Source organism: Pseudomonas sp. ZT5P21, assembly GCF_054897785.1.
Window position 1 is genome coordinate 4,005,072 of sequence record NZ_CM142705.1, and the last position, 16,646, is coordinate 4,021,717.

Consider the following 16,646-nt stretch of genomic DNA (forward strand, 5'->3'; position numbering starts at 1 on the left):
CTGCGGGGCATCAGGTTTCCCGCGTTATCGTTGGCGACCATCGCGAGCAAGCTCGCTCCTACAGGGATTGCGTTACTTTTTGGCGGCGAACAACGCATCGAGCTTCTGCTCGAAGGTGTGGTAGTCGATGCGATCGTAAAGCTCCATGCGCGTCTGCATGGTGTCGATCACGTTTTGTTGCGTGCCGTCGCGGCGGATCGCGGTGTAGACGTTTTCCGCGGCCTTGTTCATCGCGCGGAAGGCCGACAGCGGGTACAGCACTAGCGACACATCCGCTCCTGCAAGCTGCTCGGTGGTGTACAGCGGCGTCGCACCAAATTCGGTGATGTTGGCCAGGATCGGCGCTTTCACGCGGCTGGCGAACAGTTTGTACATCTCGAGTTCGGTGATGGCTTCCGGGAAGATCATGTCGGCGCCGGCCTCGATGCACGCCGCAGCGCGATCCAGTGCGGACTCCAGACCTTCAACGGCCAGGGCATCGGTACGGGCCATGATCACGAAGCTGTCATCGGTCCGCGCATCAACCGCCGCTTTGATGCGGTCGACCATTTCCTGCTGCGAAACGATTTCTTTATTAGGCCGGTGACCGCAGCGCTTGGCGCCGACCTGGTCTTCGATGTGAATCGCCGCCGCGCCGAACTTGATCATCGACTTGACGGTGCGCGCGACGTTGAACGCCGAGGAACCAAAACCGGTGTCCACGTCCACCAGCAGCGGCAGGTCGCAGACGTCGGTAATGCGACGTACGTCGGTCAGCACGTCATCCAGGCCGGTGATGCCCAGGTCCGGCACACCGAGGGAGCCGGCAGCCACCCCGCCACCCGACAGATAAATCGCCTTGAAACCGGCGCGCTTGGCCAGCAACGCGTGGTTTGCGTTGATCGCGCCGACCACTTGCAGCGGATGTTCGCTGGCGACCGCATCGCGGAAACGCTGGCCTGGAGTGCTCTTGTTGGAACTCATGACTCACCTCGTTCAGTGGCTGTCTTAGTGGCGCCGTCCTGGTAGTGACGGGCGATATTGCGTTTGGAGGCGCCGATGTGGCGGCGCATCAACAACTCGGCCAGTTCACCGTCACGATCGGCGATGGCGTCGAGAATCCGGTGATGCTCGGCGAAAGCCTGGCGCGGACGATTGGGTGTGGTGGAAAACTGGATGCGGTACATGCGCACCAGTTGATAAAGCTCACCACAGAGCATCTGAGTCAGGGTGCGGTTACCGCTGCCCTGGATGATCCGGTAGTGGAAGTCGAAATCGCCTTCCTGCTGGTAGTAGCCGACACCGGCCTGAAATGCCGCATCGCGCTCGTGGGTTTCAAGGACGTGGCGCAGTTCGTCGATTTCTTCGACGGTCATGCGTTCCGCCGCGAGCCGACAGGCCATGCCTTCGAGGGATTCGCGGATTTCGTAGAGTTCCACGAGTTCGGCGTGGTTGAGCGAAACCACTCGTGCGCCGACGTGCGGTATGCGAACCAGCAGGCGCTGCCCTTCCAAACGGTGGATGGCTTCGCGCAATGGACCGCGGCTGATGCCGTAGGTGCGCGCCAGTTCCGGCTCGGAGATCTTGCTGCCCGGGGCGATCTCGCCCTTGACAATAGCGGCCTGAATGCGTCGGAAGACGTTTTCGGAGAGTGTTTCCGAATCGTCCTGGGCAATGACCGGGGGATCGAGTTGATCCAGCATATTGTTGACACCTTGAAAGCTGATGCGGCAAAAACTAGCTAATTAAGCGGCTTTAGTCAAAGTAAAATTAGTTATTGTCGACAATCAGCTTAAAAGGTTTCCTGTAGGAGCCGGCTAGCTGGCGATAGCGGCCATTCTGTCGACACGTCTATTAACTGCCCCACCGAGATCTCCAGCAAGCCGGCTCCTACGGAACGCCCACGTTGAACACACAGGCCAGCGCTGGCGCCATAAAACCACCGTGCTAGAATGCCGCCCGCATTTGTTTGTGACATCTGCACGACTTGTCATAAATAGTTGATAGGCATACGAGGGAGCTTGCGCAGCGATGCCAGGGCCTTGAATCGAAACACGGACCGCTGCGCACCAGGATTTATGAGACTCAAGCCCTTCCCTACCCTCCTTTATCTGCTTTGCCTGCCCGGTGTCGCCGCCGCCGGGGAAAAGACTGTGTACGGTCTCAACGAGTACGCTTCGCTGGACGGCATCAATCTGGAAGTCGCCGCCAAACTCGACACCGGCGCGAAAACCGCATCCCTGAGCGCCCGCGACATCAAACGCTTCAAACGCAATGGCGAATCCTGGGTGCGTTTCTATCTGGCGATCGACGCGGCGCACTCGCACCCGATCGAACGACCGCTGGCCCGCGTCAGCAAGATCAAGCGCCGGGCCGGCGACTACGATCCGGAAGAAGGCAAGAAGTACACCGCTCGTCCGGTGATCGAACTGGATATCTGCATGGGTTCGGCTTTACGCAGCATCGAAGTGAACTTGACCGACCGAAGTGCCTTCCAATATCCGCTCCTGATCGGCTCCGAAGCGCTCAAACGCTTTGATGCGCTGGTCGATCCCAGTCTTAAATACGCTGCTGGCAAACCCGCCTGCGCTACCGACGCACATACCGCAGAGTAATTCCAATGCGCTCTCTTACCCTCCATCTGAAAATGCTGATCGCCGTCCTGGTGATACTGGGCATTTCAGTCACGGCCTATCAGATCTTCGTGCTCGGCATTCCGGTGACCGAAGACGCCACCGACGACTTGTGGAACATCGACGCCAAGGTCGAGTTCGTCGCCAGCGCCAAGGATCCAGTCAAGATCCAGATGTTCGTGCCGCCGCTGAGCCGCGACTACGTCAGCCTCAATGAAAGTTTCATCTCCAATAATTACGGCGTGGCCGTGAACCGTGTCGACGGTAACCGCAAGGTCACCTGGTCGGCGCGCCGAGCCAAGGGCAATCAGACCCTTTATTACCGTCTGGTGCTGACCAAGCGTTACACCGGCGAAAAATCCAAGGTCAAAGGCCCGACGTTCCGCGACAGCATCGCCGTAGAGGGCGCAGAGAAAGTCGCCGCCGAAGCCCTGCTTGCACCGATTCGCCAGCACTCGGCCGACGTCGAAACCTTCATTGGCGAAGCGATCAAGCGGGTCAACAACCTCAATGACGAAAACGTAAAACTGTTGCTTGCCGGCGATCCGTCCATCGGCCATAAAGCCAGGATCGTCGAATTGGTGCTGTCCATCGCCCACGTGCCAGTGGAAAAAGTGCACACCATCCGTCTGGTCGCCGACCAGCCGCAAACACCTGAACTCTGGCTACGCAGCTTCAACGGCGCAGACTGGCTGTATTTCAACCCGGAAACCGGCGAGCAAGGCCTGCCGACCGACCGTCTGCTGTGGTGGACCGGTGAGGAAAACCTGATCACCGTCGATGGCGGCAAGAAAGCCAACGTGACGTTCAGCCTGAACAACAGTGAAATGAACGCCATACGCCTGGCCAAACTGACCGACGAAAACACCGACGCCAATTTCCTCGAATACTCGCTGTACGGCTTGCCGCTGCAAACACAGCAGACCTTCATGATCATGGTGATGATCCCGATCGGCGTGCTGGTGATCCTGATCCTGCGTAACCTGATCGGCTTGCAGACGCTCGGCACCTTTACCCCGGTGCTGATCGCCCTCGCCTTCCGCGAAACCCAGCTCGGCTTCGGCATCATGCTGTTTACCATCATCACCGCGCTGGGCCTGTCGCTTCGCTCGTACCTTGAACACCTGAAACTGCAAATGTTGCCAAGACTGTCGGTGGTGCTGACCTTTGTGGTGGTGCTGATCGCGACGATCAGTCTGCTCAGCCATAAGCTCGGCCTGGAACGCGGGTTGTCTGTGGCGCTGTTCCCGATGGTGATTCTGACCATGACGATCGAACGCCTTTCGATTACCTGGGAAGAACGCGGTTCCGGGCATGCGATGAAAGTGGCGATCGGCACATTGTTCGCCGCCGCCCTGGCGCACCTGATCATGAGCGTGCCGGAACTGGTGTACTTCGTGTTCACCTTCCCGGCGATCCTGCTGATCCTGGTGGGCTTCATGCTGGCAATGGGTCGCTATCGCGGATACCGCCTGACCGAACTGATCCGTTTCAAGGCGTTCCTGAAGAAGGCTGACGCCTGATGTTCGGCTTCTGGAAAACCTGGAAGGCCCTGGAAGCCCGGGGCATCATGGGGATCAATCGGCGCAACGCGGACTACGTGCTCAAGTACAACAAGCGCAGCCTGTACCCGATCGTCGATGACAAGATCATCACCAAGGAACGCGCCATTGTCGCCGGCATTCACGTGCCGGAACTGTATGGCGTGATCTCCACCGAGAAAGAGATCGACAACCTCGACGCGATTATCGGCGGGCGCAATGACTTTGTGGTCAAACCGGCGCAGGGCGCGGGTGGCGATGGCATTCTGGTGATCGCCGACCGCTTCGAGGGCCGTTATCGAACCGTGTCCGGCAAGATCATCAGCCACGAGGAAATCGAACATCAGATTTCCAGCATTCTCACCGGCCTGTATTCACTGGGCGGTCACCGTGACCGCGCCCTGATCGAATACCGCGTGACCCCGGACCAGATTTTCAAAAGCATCAGCTACGAAGGCGTGCCGGACATTCGCATCATCGTGCTGATGGGCTATCCGGTGATGGCAATGTTGCGCCTGCCGACGCGCCAGTCCGGCGGCAAGGCCAACCTGCACCAGGGCGCCATCGGCGTCGGTGTCGACCTCGCCACCGGCCTGACCCTGCGCGGTACCTGGCTGAACAACATCATCACCAAACACCCCGACACCACCAACGCGGTGGACGGTGTACAACTGCCCTACTGGGATGGCTTCATGAAACTCGCCGCCGGGTGCTATGAGCTGTGCGGACTGGGTTACATCGGTGTCGACATGGTGCTGGACCAGGAGAAAGGGCCGCTGATTCTCGAGCTGAACGCCCGGCCGGGGTTGAACATCCAGATTGCTAATGATTGCGGCCTGACGTTGCGTACCCACGCGGTCGAGGCGCGGCTGGAGGAGCTGAAGGGTCGCGGGATGACCGAGACGGTGCAGGAGCGGGTTGAGTTTGTTCAGGAGATGTTCGGGCATATTCCTGCGGTTGAGGGCTGATCTGTGGCAAGGGGATTTATCCCCGTTGGACTGCGCAGCAGGCCTGATTTTTGGGCCGCTCTGGGGCCGCTGCGCAGCCCAACGGGGATAAATCCCCTCGCCACAGGTCTCTCACCAGTTGCCCCCAACCTGCCAATCCCCGACATCCCCTCTAGGAGCAATTCCCCGAGGGGACTACAATCGCCACCCCGCCTCAATGGCTGATCTGCCCCGCCCATGTTGACCTGTACCGTACATCCGCTGCCCTATCGCGCCAACCCCGCCGAGTACTTCGCGGCGATTCGTCATGCCCCCGGTGCCGTGCTGCTCGACAGCGGCCGGCCGAGTGCCGAGCGCGGTCGCTTTGACCTGCTCAGCGCCTGGCCACTGGAGCAACAGGCGGTACTGCCTGACGAAAGCGGCAGCGATTTCCTGCAACGCCTGCGCGACAACCTGACACGACTCGGTAAAGCCGACGTTCCTTATGAACTGCCCTTCGCTGGCGGCCTGATCGGTTACCTGAGCTACGACTTCGGACGGCATCTGGAACACCTGCCGAGTCAGGCGCAGGACGACCTGCACTTACCCGATGCGCGTTTCGGTTTGTATGACTGGGCGCTGATCAGTGATCACCAGCGGATGACCAGTCAGTTGGTGTTCCACCCGTCACTGATCGACAGCGAACGTCTGCGCCTGATCGCGCTGTTCAGTCATCCCGTGGCTGAAGCAATCGAATCGTTCAAGTTGAAAGCGCCGATGAGTGCCGACCTGAGCGCTGATGAATATCGCCGGGCACTGGAGCGCATTCAGCAGTACATCCAGGCGGGCGACTGCTATCAGGTCAATTTTGCCCAGCGCTTTCGCGCCGAGTGCCAAGGTGATCCGTGGGCGGCGTACTGCGCGTTGCGCGCGGCGTGTCCGACGCCGTTCTCCGGTTTCCAAAGCCTGCCCGACGGTGGCGCGGTGTTGAGCCTGTCGCCGGAGCGTTTCGTCAAAGTCAGCGACAGCTTTGTTGAAACCCGCCCGATCAAAGGCACCCGCCCTCGCGGCCTGACCGCCGCCGAAGACGCGACGAACGCTGCCGAACTGCTGGCCAGCCCCAAGGACCGCGCGGAAAACCTGATGATCGTCGATCTGCTGCGCAATGACCTCGGCCGTACATGCCGCATCGGCTCGGTGCGGGTGCCGGAGTTGTTCAGCCTGGAAAGTTATCCGAACGTGCATCACCTGGTGAGCAGCGTGACCGGCGAACTGGCGGATGACCGTGACGCCCTGGACCTGATTGCCGGCAGCTTCCCGGGTGGCTCGATTACCGGCGCACCGAAAATTCGCGCGATGCAGATCATTGATGAGCTGGAGCCGACCCGACGTGGATTGTATTGCGGCTCGTTGCTCTATCTGGATGTGCGCGGCGAGATGGACAGTTCAATCGCCATTCGCAGTTTGCTGGTCAAAGATGGGCAGGTGTGTTGCTGGGGCGGCGGCGGGATTGTCGCGGACTCCGAGTGGCAGGCGGAGTATCAGGAGTCGATTACCAAGGTGAAGGTGCTGCTGGATACGCTGCAAAACCTGTAGGAGCAGCCGGTCGACGCTCGATTGCTCGCGATGGTCGTCAACGATGAACGAAAAAACCAGACACCCCGCGGGGCTCTCGAGTTTTTCGCGAGCAAGCTCGCTCCTACAGAGAATTGAGTTTACAGGCTTAGAGCCCGATTCGAGGCCTTGATGAACTCCTGCTTCAGCTCCTCGAAACTGTGCACCGCCGGGAATTGCGGAAACTCGTGAATCACATTATCCGGCGCATGAAACAGAATCCCCGCATCCGCCTCGCCCAACATTGTAGTGTCGTTGTACGAATCCCCCGCCGCAATCACCCGGTAATACAGGCTCTTGAACGCCAGTACCGACTGACGCTTCGGATCTTTCTGACGCAACTGATAGCTCGTCACCTGCCCGGCATCGTCGGTAATCAGGCGATGACAGAGCAAGGTCGGGAAGCCCAATTGGCGCATCAGCGGCTGGGAGAACTCGTAAAACGTGTCCGACAGAATGACCACCTGAAAGCGCTCACGCAACCAGCTGACGAACTCGATGGCGCCGTCCAGCGGCTTGAGCGTGGCGATCACTTCCTGGATGTCGGTGAGTTTCAGGCCATGCTCGTCGAGAATCCGCAGGCGCTGCTTCATCAGTACGTCGTAATCGGGAATATCCCGAGTGGTAGCCCTGAGGGATTCGATCCCGGTTTTTTCGGCGAAGGCGATCCAGATTTCCGGGACCAGCACACCTTCCAGATCCAGACAGGCAATTTCCACAAGACACTCCCATTTGTATTGATTATTGAGTCGAGCGAGCAAAAGGACTGCCGAACTCTAGCGACTCGGGCGGGCCTGCGCAACGCGGAGGACGCGCCAGCCCCTGCAGGATTTTGTTACCATCAGGTCCATATAGAGCGCCCAGCGCCACCGACCTGTAGGAAGCCGCCCTGATGAGCCCATCGTTCGATGTCGTGGAACTCGCCACGACCTATGCCAACAAATCCGCCCAGGACATCCTGAAACTCGCATTTGCCGAATTCGGCGATGACCTGTGGATATCTTTCAGTGGCGCCGAAGACGTGGTGCTGGTGGACATGGCCTGGAAGCTGAACAAGAACGTCAAAGTATTCAGCCTCGACACGGGCAGACTGCACCCCGAGACGTACCGCTTCATCGATCAGGTGCGCGAGCACTACAAGATCGATATCGAACTGGTGTCGCCGGACTACACGAAACTTGAACCCTTCGTGAAGGAAAAAGGCCTGTTCAGCTTCTACAAGGACGGCCATGGCGAATGCTGCGGCATCCGCAAGATCGAGCCGCTGCGCCGCAAGCTTTCAAGCGTGACCGCCTGGGCCACCGGCCAGCGTCGGGACCAGAGCCCTGGCACTCGCAGCGCCGTCGCGGTAGTGGAAATCGACACGGCCTTCTCCACGCCGGAACGCACCCTGTACAAATTCAACCCGCTGGCGCAAATGACCAGCGAAGAGATCTGGGGTTACATCCGCATGCTTGAACTGCCGTACAACAGCCTGCACGAACGCGGATTCATCAGCATTGGCTGCGAACCCTGTACCCGCCCGGTGCTGCCGAACCAGCATGAGCGCGAAGGTCGTTGGTGGTGGGAAGAGGCAACGCAGAAAGAATGCGGGTTACATGCGGGGAATATCATCAGCAAATCAAAAGCCTGAGAACAGATCGCTATTTGTCTGTCAGACCGCATTATCGTTCTTCGCAGGCAAGCCACGCTCCCACAAACGACGCAGAACCTGTGGGAGCGTGGCTTGCCCGCGATGGCCACGACTCGGTCTCAAGCCCGACTCAAACCGCACTGAACCGCGACCCTAGCCCCTGCTCCGCAAACTGCTCGATAACAAAATCCACAAACGCTCGGGTCTTGCCCGGCAACAATTTGTGCTCCGCGTAATAGATAGAAATGTTGCCATCGTCGACGTACCACTCGGGCAATACTCGCTGCAAGCTCCCCTCCTCCAGATACCCCACGGCGAACGGCATGCTCACCAGCGCAATACCCAAACCCTGAGTCGCGGTTGCACAGGCCGCTTCCGAATCGCTCATCGTCATCCGCGCCTTGAGCGTCAGAGGACTGTGTTGCCGAGTGCGACTGGTCAACTGCCAGGAACGCACGCGACCCGTCTGCGGCGACCGAATGAGGATGCCGTCGTGATGCTTGAGATCATCGGGCTCGACGATCGCCTCACGCCTCGCCAGATAGTCGGCCGAAGCCACCAATACCCGATGGGCCGGCGTCAGCTTGCGCGCCACAACGCCTTGCGGCAGCTCGAATCCCCCACCTATCGCGGCATCGAAACCCTGAGCGATCAGATCAACCTGTCGGTTATCGAAATGCCAATCCGGGTTGATCGCGGGAAACCTCCGCAGAAACTCGCCCAGCAACGGCACGACATACAAACGTCCAAACACCGTGCCCATGCTGACTTTCAGCGTACCGGCCGGTCGTCCTTCGGCGCTGGCGAGGTTAGCCACCGCGTTCTGGATCGTGAGCAGACTGGTACTGACTTCGCCGAGAAACAGCTGACCGGCTTCGGTCAACCTCAGGCTGCGGGTGCTGCGCTGAAACAGCCGCACGCCGAGGCGCGCTTCAAGTTTTGCCACACTCTTGCCCACCGCTGCGGGCGTCAGGCTCAGTCGCCGCGCGGCTTCGGCAAAGCTGCCGACTTCCGCACTGCGCACGAAGCATTCGATACTGCTGAAGGTTTCCATAGGCGCCACTATAAACTTATGGTTTACACAGACTATCGCAATGACCGGCTACTCAGCATGTAACCCGGAATCGATACTAGGCTCCATCAACCGAGGCATCTCGCCTCGGGACTTTGGAGATCGACATGACTACTCAGAACCTCAGCGGCAAAGTGGCTTTGATTCAAGGCGGGTCTCGCGGCATCGGCGCCGCCATCGTCAAACGCTTGGCCGCTGAAGGCGTAACCGTTGCCTTCACTTACGTTAGCTCTACGAGCAAAGCCGAAGAACTGCAAAACACCATCACCGGTAACGGCGGTAAAGCGCTGGCCATCAAGGCTGACAGTGCCGACGCCGAGGCCATTCGCAACGCCGTGAGCGCCACCGTCAAAGCCTTCGGTCGCCTGGACATCCTGGTCAACAACGCGGGCGTGCTGGCCATTGCCCCGCTGGAAGATTTCAAACTCGAAGATTTCGACCAGACGCTGGCGATCAACGTACGCAGCGTGTTCATCGCCACCCAGGCCGCCGCGAAACACATGACTGAAGGCGGTCGCATCATCAACATCGGCAGCACTAACGCCGACCGCATGCCGTTCGCCGGTGGTGGCCCGTACGCCATGAGCAAAGCGGCCCTGGTCGGCCTGACCAAAGGCCTGGCCCGCGACCTCGGCCCACGCGGCATCACCATCAATAACGTGCAACCCGGCCCGGTCGATACCGACATGAACCCGGCCAGCGGTGACTTCGCCGAGAGCCTGATCCCGTTGATGGCGGTGGGCCGTTACGGTACCGCGGACGAAATCGCCAGTTTCGTCGCCTATTTGGTAGGGCCGGAAGCCGGCTATATCACCGGCGCAAGCCTGACCATCGATGGCGGTTTCGGCGCCTGATGGGTTAAACGCAATATAAAATGTGGGAGCGGGCTTGCTCGCGAAGGCTTCGTCTCAGTCGACATGAATGTTGCCTGAAACACCGCCTTCGCGAGCAAGCCCGCTCCCACATTTCCGCCTTTAAGCCCATTCAAGCGCGGGCAAACCGCAAGCGCTGGGCGTGAACGCTTTGAGCGTACGAAGAATGCCATCGGCGTGTGCGTATTTTTCGTCAGCCATCGCTGCGTCAGGGATCGCAATCGCCGTCATTCCCGCCGCTTTCGCCGCCGTGACACCGAACGGCGAATCTTCGAACACCAGGCAATGCTCAGGCGCCACACCCAGGCGTCGTGCTGCCGTGAGGAAGATATCCGGCGCCGGTTTGGCCGCGCCAACTTCCGGGTCGTCAGCCGTCACGATGAAGTCGAACAGTGCAAACCAGTCACGGTGCAAGGTGGTTTTCTGGCCGAACGATTGACGCGAAGAACTGGTGCCCACCGCAATCGGAATGTTGTTGGCCTTCAAGTGCCGGACCAGTTCCTCTGCTCCGGGCATCGCCAACGCTGCAGGAAAACGCTCGCGCATCAGCGGCTCGCGGATCATCAGAAATTCTTCGGCGGTGATCGGCAGTTCCAGCGCCTCGACCACATAACGCGCCAGATCGCCCGCGCCACGGCCGATGATGTTCTGTTTGACGCTCCAGTCGAAGGTCCGGCCATAGCGCCCGGCAATGATGGACGTGACCTCGGTGTAAATGCCCTCGGTGTCGAGCAGCAAGCCGTCCATATCGAAAATCACGGCCTTGATCGGGCCGAACTCCTTCAGCGGTGCATTCATCGCATCTGATCCGTTTTTAATGACATCCGGACCGACCCAGGTACAACTGAGTCGCGGATTTGATTAAAGGGTTCAGCAGCATAACGAGCGCGGTCGACATAGAGCAACGAGCAATATTCCGACGCTGACAGAACCTGTTCCGAGATGCTGTCCATGATTTAGCGATTCGCCCTACACCAAACGCCTCCTTTCCCGACTTCTTTCCCTGTTGATCCCCCGCAAAGTCTCGCGATCCAAATCGATCCGCGCGAGGGACTGCGAAATGTTCAACCCCGACAAGGTCTTGGCCTTGAACAACGCCATCGGTCTGCTCGTGGTCGCCGCCATGCCCCCCGGGCAACCGAACGTCGAAGCGCTGCTCGGGGATTTTCGCCTCTGCCTCAACGACTACGAAGCCTGGGCGGAAAACTTCTGGACCGGTTGGGCGCTGGACGTCGAGCAGGTGTTCAAGGTCGGCAACGACGTTCGTTTGAGCGCACCGAAGGATTCCCGCGCCCCCGTCAGTTCGACACTCGCTACATGCCCGGCCAGTGGTCCGTTGACCTTGGTGCACATGTTTGAAGCCGCGCGTTTCGTGCCGATCGGCGATACGCCGGTGATGCTCGAACCCCTGACCGAAGACAACGGCATCCCGACATTCGGCGAGCCAGTCCACAAAGTCATCGGCCCCAGCGGCATTCTCGAAATCCCTGAATGCTGGCGTGGCCACCGTTACCGCATCACCTTTTTCCCCGACGTTTCCACCGATCACGTCAAAGCGCTTTACGCCTCTTATCAAAGCGTGATCGGCGAACTTGAAGGATGGTTGTGCAACGAGTGGACGACCGAGTTCAAGCCCCTGTGGGCGGAGTTTTCCGAGGCGGGGTTCACTGAGCGCTATGGCCAGCTGCAACGGGCCGATTGGCGTGGTTTCGAGAAATCGCTGCACGGTTTGTGGGATGACGTGAAGCAGTTATTTGCCCTGATGGCAGACCTGCAAGTCAACAGCGAAAAACTCCTTGAGTACCTGACCGAGCTTGAACTCGATACGTTGCTGAGCGCTTCCTCCGACGCCATCGCCAATGTGCTGCTGGTGTTGAGCGATGAGCCGTTGATGTTCATTCATCTCGCGGCCTTCACCACTTGGCTGCGCATGTTGCCGCCGCAGTATATCGCCGAGGTGGTGGCGGAAATTCGCACAGAGATACTGATCGGTTTCCTGCTGGTGCGCCTCACGGGTCCTGCCGGCCTGAGCGTGGGCATGAGCGCCAAAGTACTGGGCAAGATCAACTCCGAGCGAGCCCGACAATGGTTGGCGGGGGCGAGTTTACGACTCGCCAGGCTTCCGGCGGGCGCTGACCTTACCCGTCACGCGGACGCGCTTAAACCTTTGATGGTCAGCGCCCGGAATGCGCCGATTACACCCGCGCCGGCAGTTCCGTTGCACATCACCACCGCTGAATCTGCGATGGTACAGGTGAATAATCCGCTCGCGATTGCGCGCGACAAGTCCAAAGCCAGTACCCGCCTGAGCCGGCAGGAACATCGCGATGATGCCTCTGTCCCGGCGAAAAATCTAAACGGCGACAGTGTCGATTCAGCGGACAACACCGCGACCAACGGCTGCCCGGTGTCGATGGTCACCGGCGAAGAACTGCTGACCCTGATCGATGGCTCGCTTGATGGTCTGTTGCCCTTCGAATTCACCCGCGTGTATCGCACCAGTGCCGTCGAAATCGACGGCGGGCTCGGATTTGGCTGGAGTCATTCCCTGGCGCATCGGCTCGAAATCGATGGCGACAACGTCAGCTGGATCGACCACGAAAACCGCTGCCTCACTTTCCCGCTGCCCAACAGCGAACGACCGGCCATTCACAACAGCCTGTCGCGGGCGGCGATCTACCTGGGGGAAGCGCCGGAAGAACTGATCCTCGCGCTGGCCGGCGAAGCAACGCGCTTTTACCACTTCCGGACAGGACGATTGACGGCCATCAGCGACGCCTATGGCAACCGCCTGACGGTGAGGCGCGACAGATCCGACAGAATCATGCGCCTCGACAACGGCGCCGGTCGTTCACTGCGATTGCGCTATGACCGCCGACACCTCGCCGCTGTCGACTATCAGAGCTTTCATCCAGCCGACACGCTGGAAGACGCCTGGCGTACCGAGCAGACACTGATTACCTACCGCTACGACGCCTGCCATCGCTTGATCGAAGCGACCAACGCAGCCGGCGAAAGTGAACGCTACGACTATGACGACCAGCAGGTCATTTTGCAGCGGCAACTGGCCGGTGGCGCGAGTTTCTTCTGGGAGTGGGAAAGGTCCGGGAAGGCTGCGCGATGCGTCCGGCATTGGGCGTCGTTTTCGCAAATGGACACGCGGTATGCCTGGGATGGCAACGGTAGCGTGTTGGTAAAAACCGTTGACGGCAGCGAAGAAGTTTATGAGCACGATGACCGGGCGCGGCTGGTGCGCAAGGTCGATCCGGAGGGCGGTGAAACTCGCAGGGCCTACGACGATAAAGGCCGATTGATCACCGAGCAGGATCCGCTCGGGGCAGTGACCGAATATCGTTATGACGAAGTCGGACGGCTGACGGCCCTGATTCCATCCGAAGGTGAGCCAACGTCCTACGAGTATCGCAACGGTTTCCTGCATGCGCGGTACCGCGGCGAATCGGTGTGGAAGTACCAGCGCAATGCACAGGGTGACGTCACCGAAGCTACCGATCCTGACGGTCATGTCACCCACTGCCACTACGACGGAAAAGGTCGGCAGCTGTCGATCCGTTATCCGGACAACAGTCGGCATCTCTTCGTCCGGAATGCCTTGGGCCAGTTGATCGAAGAGACCTTGCCGGATGGCAGTCAGCGGCGGTTTTCCTACGACATGCTGGGCCGGCAGGCTACCCGTCAGGACGAACACGGTGACATCACCCGGTACGAATGGGACGCCGTCGGACGATTGATCCAGACGACGTTTCCTACAGGCGCCAGTCGCGCCTTCAGCTACAACGCCTACGGCAAGATCGTTGCCGAACGTGATGAGCTGGGCCGCATCACCCGTTTTGAATACGCCGATGATCTGCACCTGATCAGCCGCAGGATCAATCCCGACGGCACGCAACTGCTTTATCGCTACGACAACGCACAGTTACTGCTGACCGAGATCGAAAACGAATCCGGTGAAAAATATCAGCTGGACTACACACCCAATGGATTGATCCGACAAGAAACCGGATTCGATAGCCGCCGCACGGCGTATGCGTACGACCTCAACGGTCATCTGCTGGAGAAAACCGAGTTCGGTGATGACGACTCGAAACTGATTACCGCTTATCAACGTGATTCTACTGGACGGTTGCTGGTCAAGACGCTGCCGGATGGCGTCAACGTAGGGTATCGCTATGACAGCATTGGCCGGTTGGTCAGCGTTGATGACGGCCACGACCGCCCTCTGGAGTTCGAGTACGACCGGCAGGACCGGCTAGTCACCGAACACCAAGGGTGGGGCACGTTGCGCTATGGCTACGATGCCTGTGGACAACTCAATCATCTGCGTCTGCCAGACGCCAGCAAACTCGATTACCACCATGCCAAGGGCGGCGCACTGACGGCCATTGACCTTAATGGCGCCCGCCTGACGTCGCACACCTTCGTTGCCAATCGCGAGCAAAGCCGCCGACAGGGTCTGTTGCTCAGCGATTATCAGTACGACGACCAGGGGCGCCTGAAAGCCCACGCCGTGAGCCAACAGCAGCAAACGCTGTATCGCCGCGATTATGCCTACAGCGCCAATGGCAATCTCGACAGCATCGCCGACACCCGCCACGGCCAGCGCAGTTACCACTACGACGCGCTCGACCGCCTGATTCGCGTCCGTCACTCCCGGGATCAGCAACCGGAAAGCTTCGCTCACGATCCGGCCGGAAATCTGCTGATGCAGGATCGCCCTGGCGTAGCGAAGGTTCTTGGCAATCGTCTGCTGACGCAGGGCGATCGACATTACGACTACGATGCCTTCGGCAACTTGATACGCGAGCGACGCGGTACCGGGCAAAAAATCGTCACCGAGTACCGTTACGACTGCCAGCATCGGCTGATCGGTGCCACCCTGCCCAGCGGTAGCCAGGCAACCTACCGCTACGATGCCTTTGGCCGTCGTATCAGCAAAACCGTCGATGGCAAAACCACCGAGTTCTTTTGGCAGGGCGACAACCTCGTCGCCGAAAGCAGCCGCGAGCATTACCGCAGCTATGTCTACGAACCGGGCAGCTTCCGCCCGCTGGCCATGCTCGACGGCAAAGGCCCGCGCAAAGCCTGTCCGTTCTACTACCAACTCGACCATCTTGGTACACCGCAGGAACTCACCGACTACAGCGGCGACATCGTCTGGGCCGCCCTATACACCGCCTACGGCCGCCTCACCCGCCTCAATCGCGACACCCACCAGATCCTCGACCAGCCGTTGCGGTTTCAGGGCCAGTATTTCGACCCGGAAACCGGGATGCATTACAACCGTCATCGGTATTACCAGCCGGAGGTTGGACGGTATCTGACACCGGATCCGAGCGGGTTGGCGGGTGGCTTGAACCCGTATCAGTACACGCGGAGTCCGACGGGGTGGGTTGATCCGTTGGGGTTGAGTGAGTGTCCGGGTCCAGGGAAGTGTAAGGGGGCTGAGAGGGTTGAGGATCCTGCGGGGAAGGTGAAGGTTGATGAGGTTGTTCCCGTCCAACCTAAGCCTAAAAGTGAAGCGGATTATTTATATCGGGGAGACCAGCTTGATCCCGGCCATGTATTTGAAAATGGCTTTAAGAGTAAAGGCAAAAGCAACGACTTGTTGCTTCATTCCATTGATAGCAGTCATCCGCCGAGCAACTATATAAGCACCTCGCCTTCAAGAGAGGTTGGCAGAAATTTCGCCACCGGCTTTAATACTAGAATGGGATATTTGTATTCACTAAATAAAATATCAGGATATGACCTCAAACAAGAGCTCGGCAGCTTGTATGAATTTGATCGGGAACAAGAAGTAGCTATCAAGGGCCGAATAAAAAACGAGGACGTACTAGGCGCGACACTGATACTCGAGAACGGCAAAGAATTCGGCTACTCGATCGTTAATCCAAACAGGAAAACAAAAAAATGATAACAACCGTTCAAATTAAAATAATTAAAGCAGGCAAAAAGCAAACCGTTCAGCTGATTTGTGATAACAGCGCGGTATCCATCACGTTTACGACCCAACCTGGGATAAACAAAATCTATAGCGATAGCGATTTTTATCAATGCTTCGGAAAACTTCGAAAAGACAACCCAGACTTACAGTTCCTTTGCAAAGGGGCGAAGTTAAATGTTCATCCGTCCAGCATGTCCTCACAAATGACACTTGGTCTCAAAGCGTATGAATTGGTTCTAGGTGAAGCTGCCGAGCTTGGGGACTTGGTTTATATTTTTGATTATGAGGAGGACAACCTCACCAACAAGCCGGAGGACCAGCGAGCATTTTTTATGAAATGGATTAAGTCAGAAAAAGCTCCAAAGATTGAGGATCTCTAGACTTCATAAAAAATATTTTTTGGCGCACTAGTCC

At 58.6% G+C, this 16,646-nt stretch carries 13 protein-coding genes and 1 pseudogene; 9 read left to right on the forward strand and 5 right to left on the reverse strand.

What is annotated here, in order from left to right; all coding sequences use genetic code 11:
• Nucleotides 1-72 precede the first annotated feature (72 nt).
• Entirely contained in the window at nucleotides 73-963 is an 891-nt protein-coding gene (gene prpB, locus ACYZT9_RS18540) for a methylisocitrate lyase (RefSeq protein ID WP_008027432.1), read from the reverse strand.
• Nucleotides 960-1,679: a GntR family transcriptional regulator gene (locus ACYZT9_RS18545; protein WP_462010253.1), complete on the reverse strand. Its 720-nt coding sequence runs from the start codon at nucleotides 1,677-1,679 to the stop codon at nucleotides 960-962. The genes prpB and ACYZT9_RS18545 overlap by 4 nt, the downstream gene beginning before the upstream one ends.
• Nucleotides 1,680-2,057: 378 nt before the next feature.
• Between ACYZT9_RS18545 and rloA the strand changes: the two genes are divergently transcribed.
• The 5 genes and pseudogenes from rloA to ACYZT9_RS18570 all read left to right on the forward strand — a co-directional run.
• The gene (rloA, locus tag ACYZT9_RS18550; RefSeq protein ID WP_462006830.1) at nucleotides 2,058-2,594 is read left to right on the forward strand and encodes a retropepsin-like aspartic peptidase RloA; all 537 of its coding nucleotides are present in this window, start codon (nucleotides 2,058-2,060) and stop codon (nucleotides 2,592-2,594) included.
• 5 nt (nucleotides 2,595-2,599) lie between these two features.
• On the forward strand, nucleotides 2,600-4,135 hold the full coding sequence (gene rloB, locus ACYZT9_RS18555; protein ID WP_462006831.1) for an osmotic stress tolerance membrane protein RloB: 1,536 nt from the start codon (nucleotides 2,600-2,602) through the stop codon (nucleotides 4,133-4,135).
• Entirely contained in the window at nucleotides 4,135-5,121 is a 987-nt protein-coding gene (locus ACYZT9_RS18560) for an alpha-L-glutamate ligase-like protein (RefSeq protein WP_462006832.1), read from the forward strand. Before rloB ends, ACYZT9_RS18560 begins: the two co-directional genes overlap by 1 nt.
• Before the next feature lie 216 nt (nucleotides 5,122-5,337).
• Nucleotides 5,338-6,675, forward strand: coding sequence for an aminodeoxychorismate synthase component I (pabB, locus tag ACYZT9_RS18565; protein ID WP_462006833.1), 1,338 nt, complete (start codon nucleotides 5,338-5,340; stop codon nucleotides 6,673-6,675).
• Nucleotides 6,676-6,705: 30 nt separating this feature from the next.
• A pseudogene (locus ACYZT9_RS18570) lies at nucleotides 6,706-6,783 on the forward strand (outer membrane lipoprotein carrier protein LolA); the annotation flags it as partial.
• An 11-nt stretch (nucleotides 6,784-6,794) separates the two neighbouring features.
• Here the strand turns inward: ACYZT9_RS18570 and thrH are convergent.
• Nucleotides 6,795-7,412, reverse strand: a complete 618-nt coding sequence (gene thrH / locus ACYZT9_RS18575) for a bifunctional phosphoserine phosphatase/homoserine phosphotransferase ThrH (protein WP_462006834.1) — start codon at nucleotides 7,410-7,412, stop codon at nucleotides 6,795-6,797.
• Between the two features lie 173 nt (nucleotides 7,413-7,585).
• On the opposite strand from thrH, the gene ACYZT9_RS18580 reads away from it, so the two are divergent.
• Nucleotides 7,586-8,326, forward strand: coding sequence for a phosphoadenylyl-sulfate reductase (locus tag ACYZT9_RS18580; protein ID WP_462006835.1), 741 nt, complete (start codon nucleotides 7,586-7,588; stop codon nucleotides 8,324-8,326).
• Nucleotides 8,327-8,456: 130 nt separating this feature from the next.
• Here the strand turns inward: ACYZT9_RS18580 and ACYZT9_RS18585 are convergent, their stop codons facing one another.
• The gene (locus tag ACYZT9_RS18585; RefSeq protein ID WP_462006836.1) at nucleotides 8,457-9,380 is read right to left on the reverse strand and encodes a LysR family transcriptional regulator; all 924 of its coding nucleotides are present in this window, start codon (nucleotides 9,378-9,380) and stop codon (nucleotides 8,457-8,459) included.
• 125 nt (nucleotides 9,381-9,505) lie between these two features.
• On the opposite strand from ACYZT9_RS18585, the gene ACYZT9_RS18590 reads away from it, so the two are divergent.
• Nucleotides 9,506-10,252 (forward strand): 3-oxoacyl-ACP reductase family protein, encoded by a 747-nt coding sequence (locus ACYZT9_RS18590; protein WP_462006837.1) that lies wholly within the window; start codon nucleotides 9,506-9,508, stop codon nucleotides 10,250-10,252.
• A gap of 120 nt (nucleotides 10,253-10,372) precedes the next feature.
• Here the strand turns inward: ACYZT9_RS18590 and ACYZT9_RS18595 are convergent, their stop codons facing one another.
• Nucleotides 10,373-11,068, reverse strand: a complete 696-nt coding sequence (locus tag ACYZT9_RS18595) for an HAD-IA family hydrolase (protein WP_462006838.1) — start codon at nucleotides 11,066-11,068, stop codon at nucleotides 10,373-10,375.
• Between the two features lie 262 nt (nucleotides 11,069-11,330).
• On the opposite strand from ACYZT9_RS18595, the gene ACYZT9_RS18600 reads away from it, so the two are divergent.
• Nucleotides 11,331-16,202, forward strand: coding sequence for an RHS repeat-associated core domain-containing protein (locus ACYZT9_RS18600; protein WP_462006839.1), 4,872 nt, complete (start codon nucleotides 11,331-11,333; stop codon nucleotides 16,200-16,202).
• Nucleotides 16,199-16,612 carry a hypothetical protein gene (locus ACYZT9_RS18605; RefSeq protein WP_462006840.1) on the forward strand — a complete coding sequence of 138 codons (414 nt, stop codon included), beginning with the start codon at nucleotides 16,199-16,201 and terminating at the stop codon, nucleotides 16,610-16,612. The genes ACYZT9_RS18600 and ACYZT9_RS18605 overlap by 4 nt, the downstream gene beginning before the upstream one ends.
• Nucleotides 16,613-16,646: the final 34 nt, after the last annotated feature.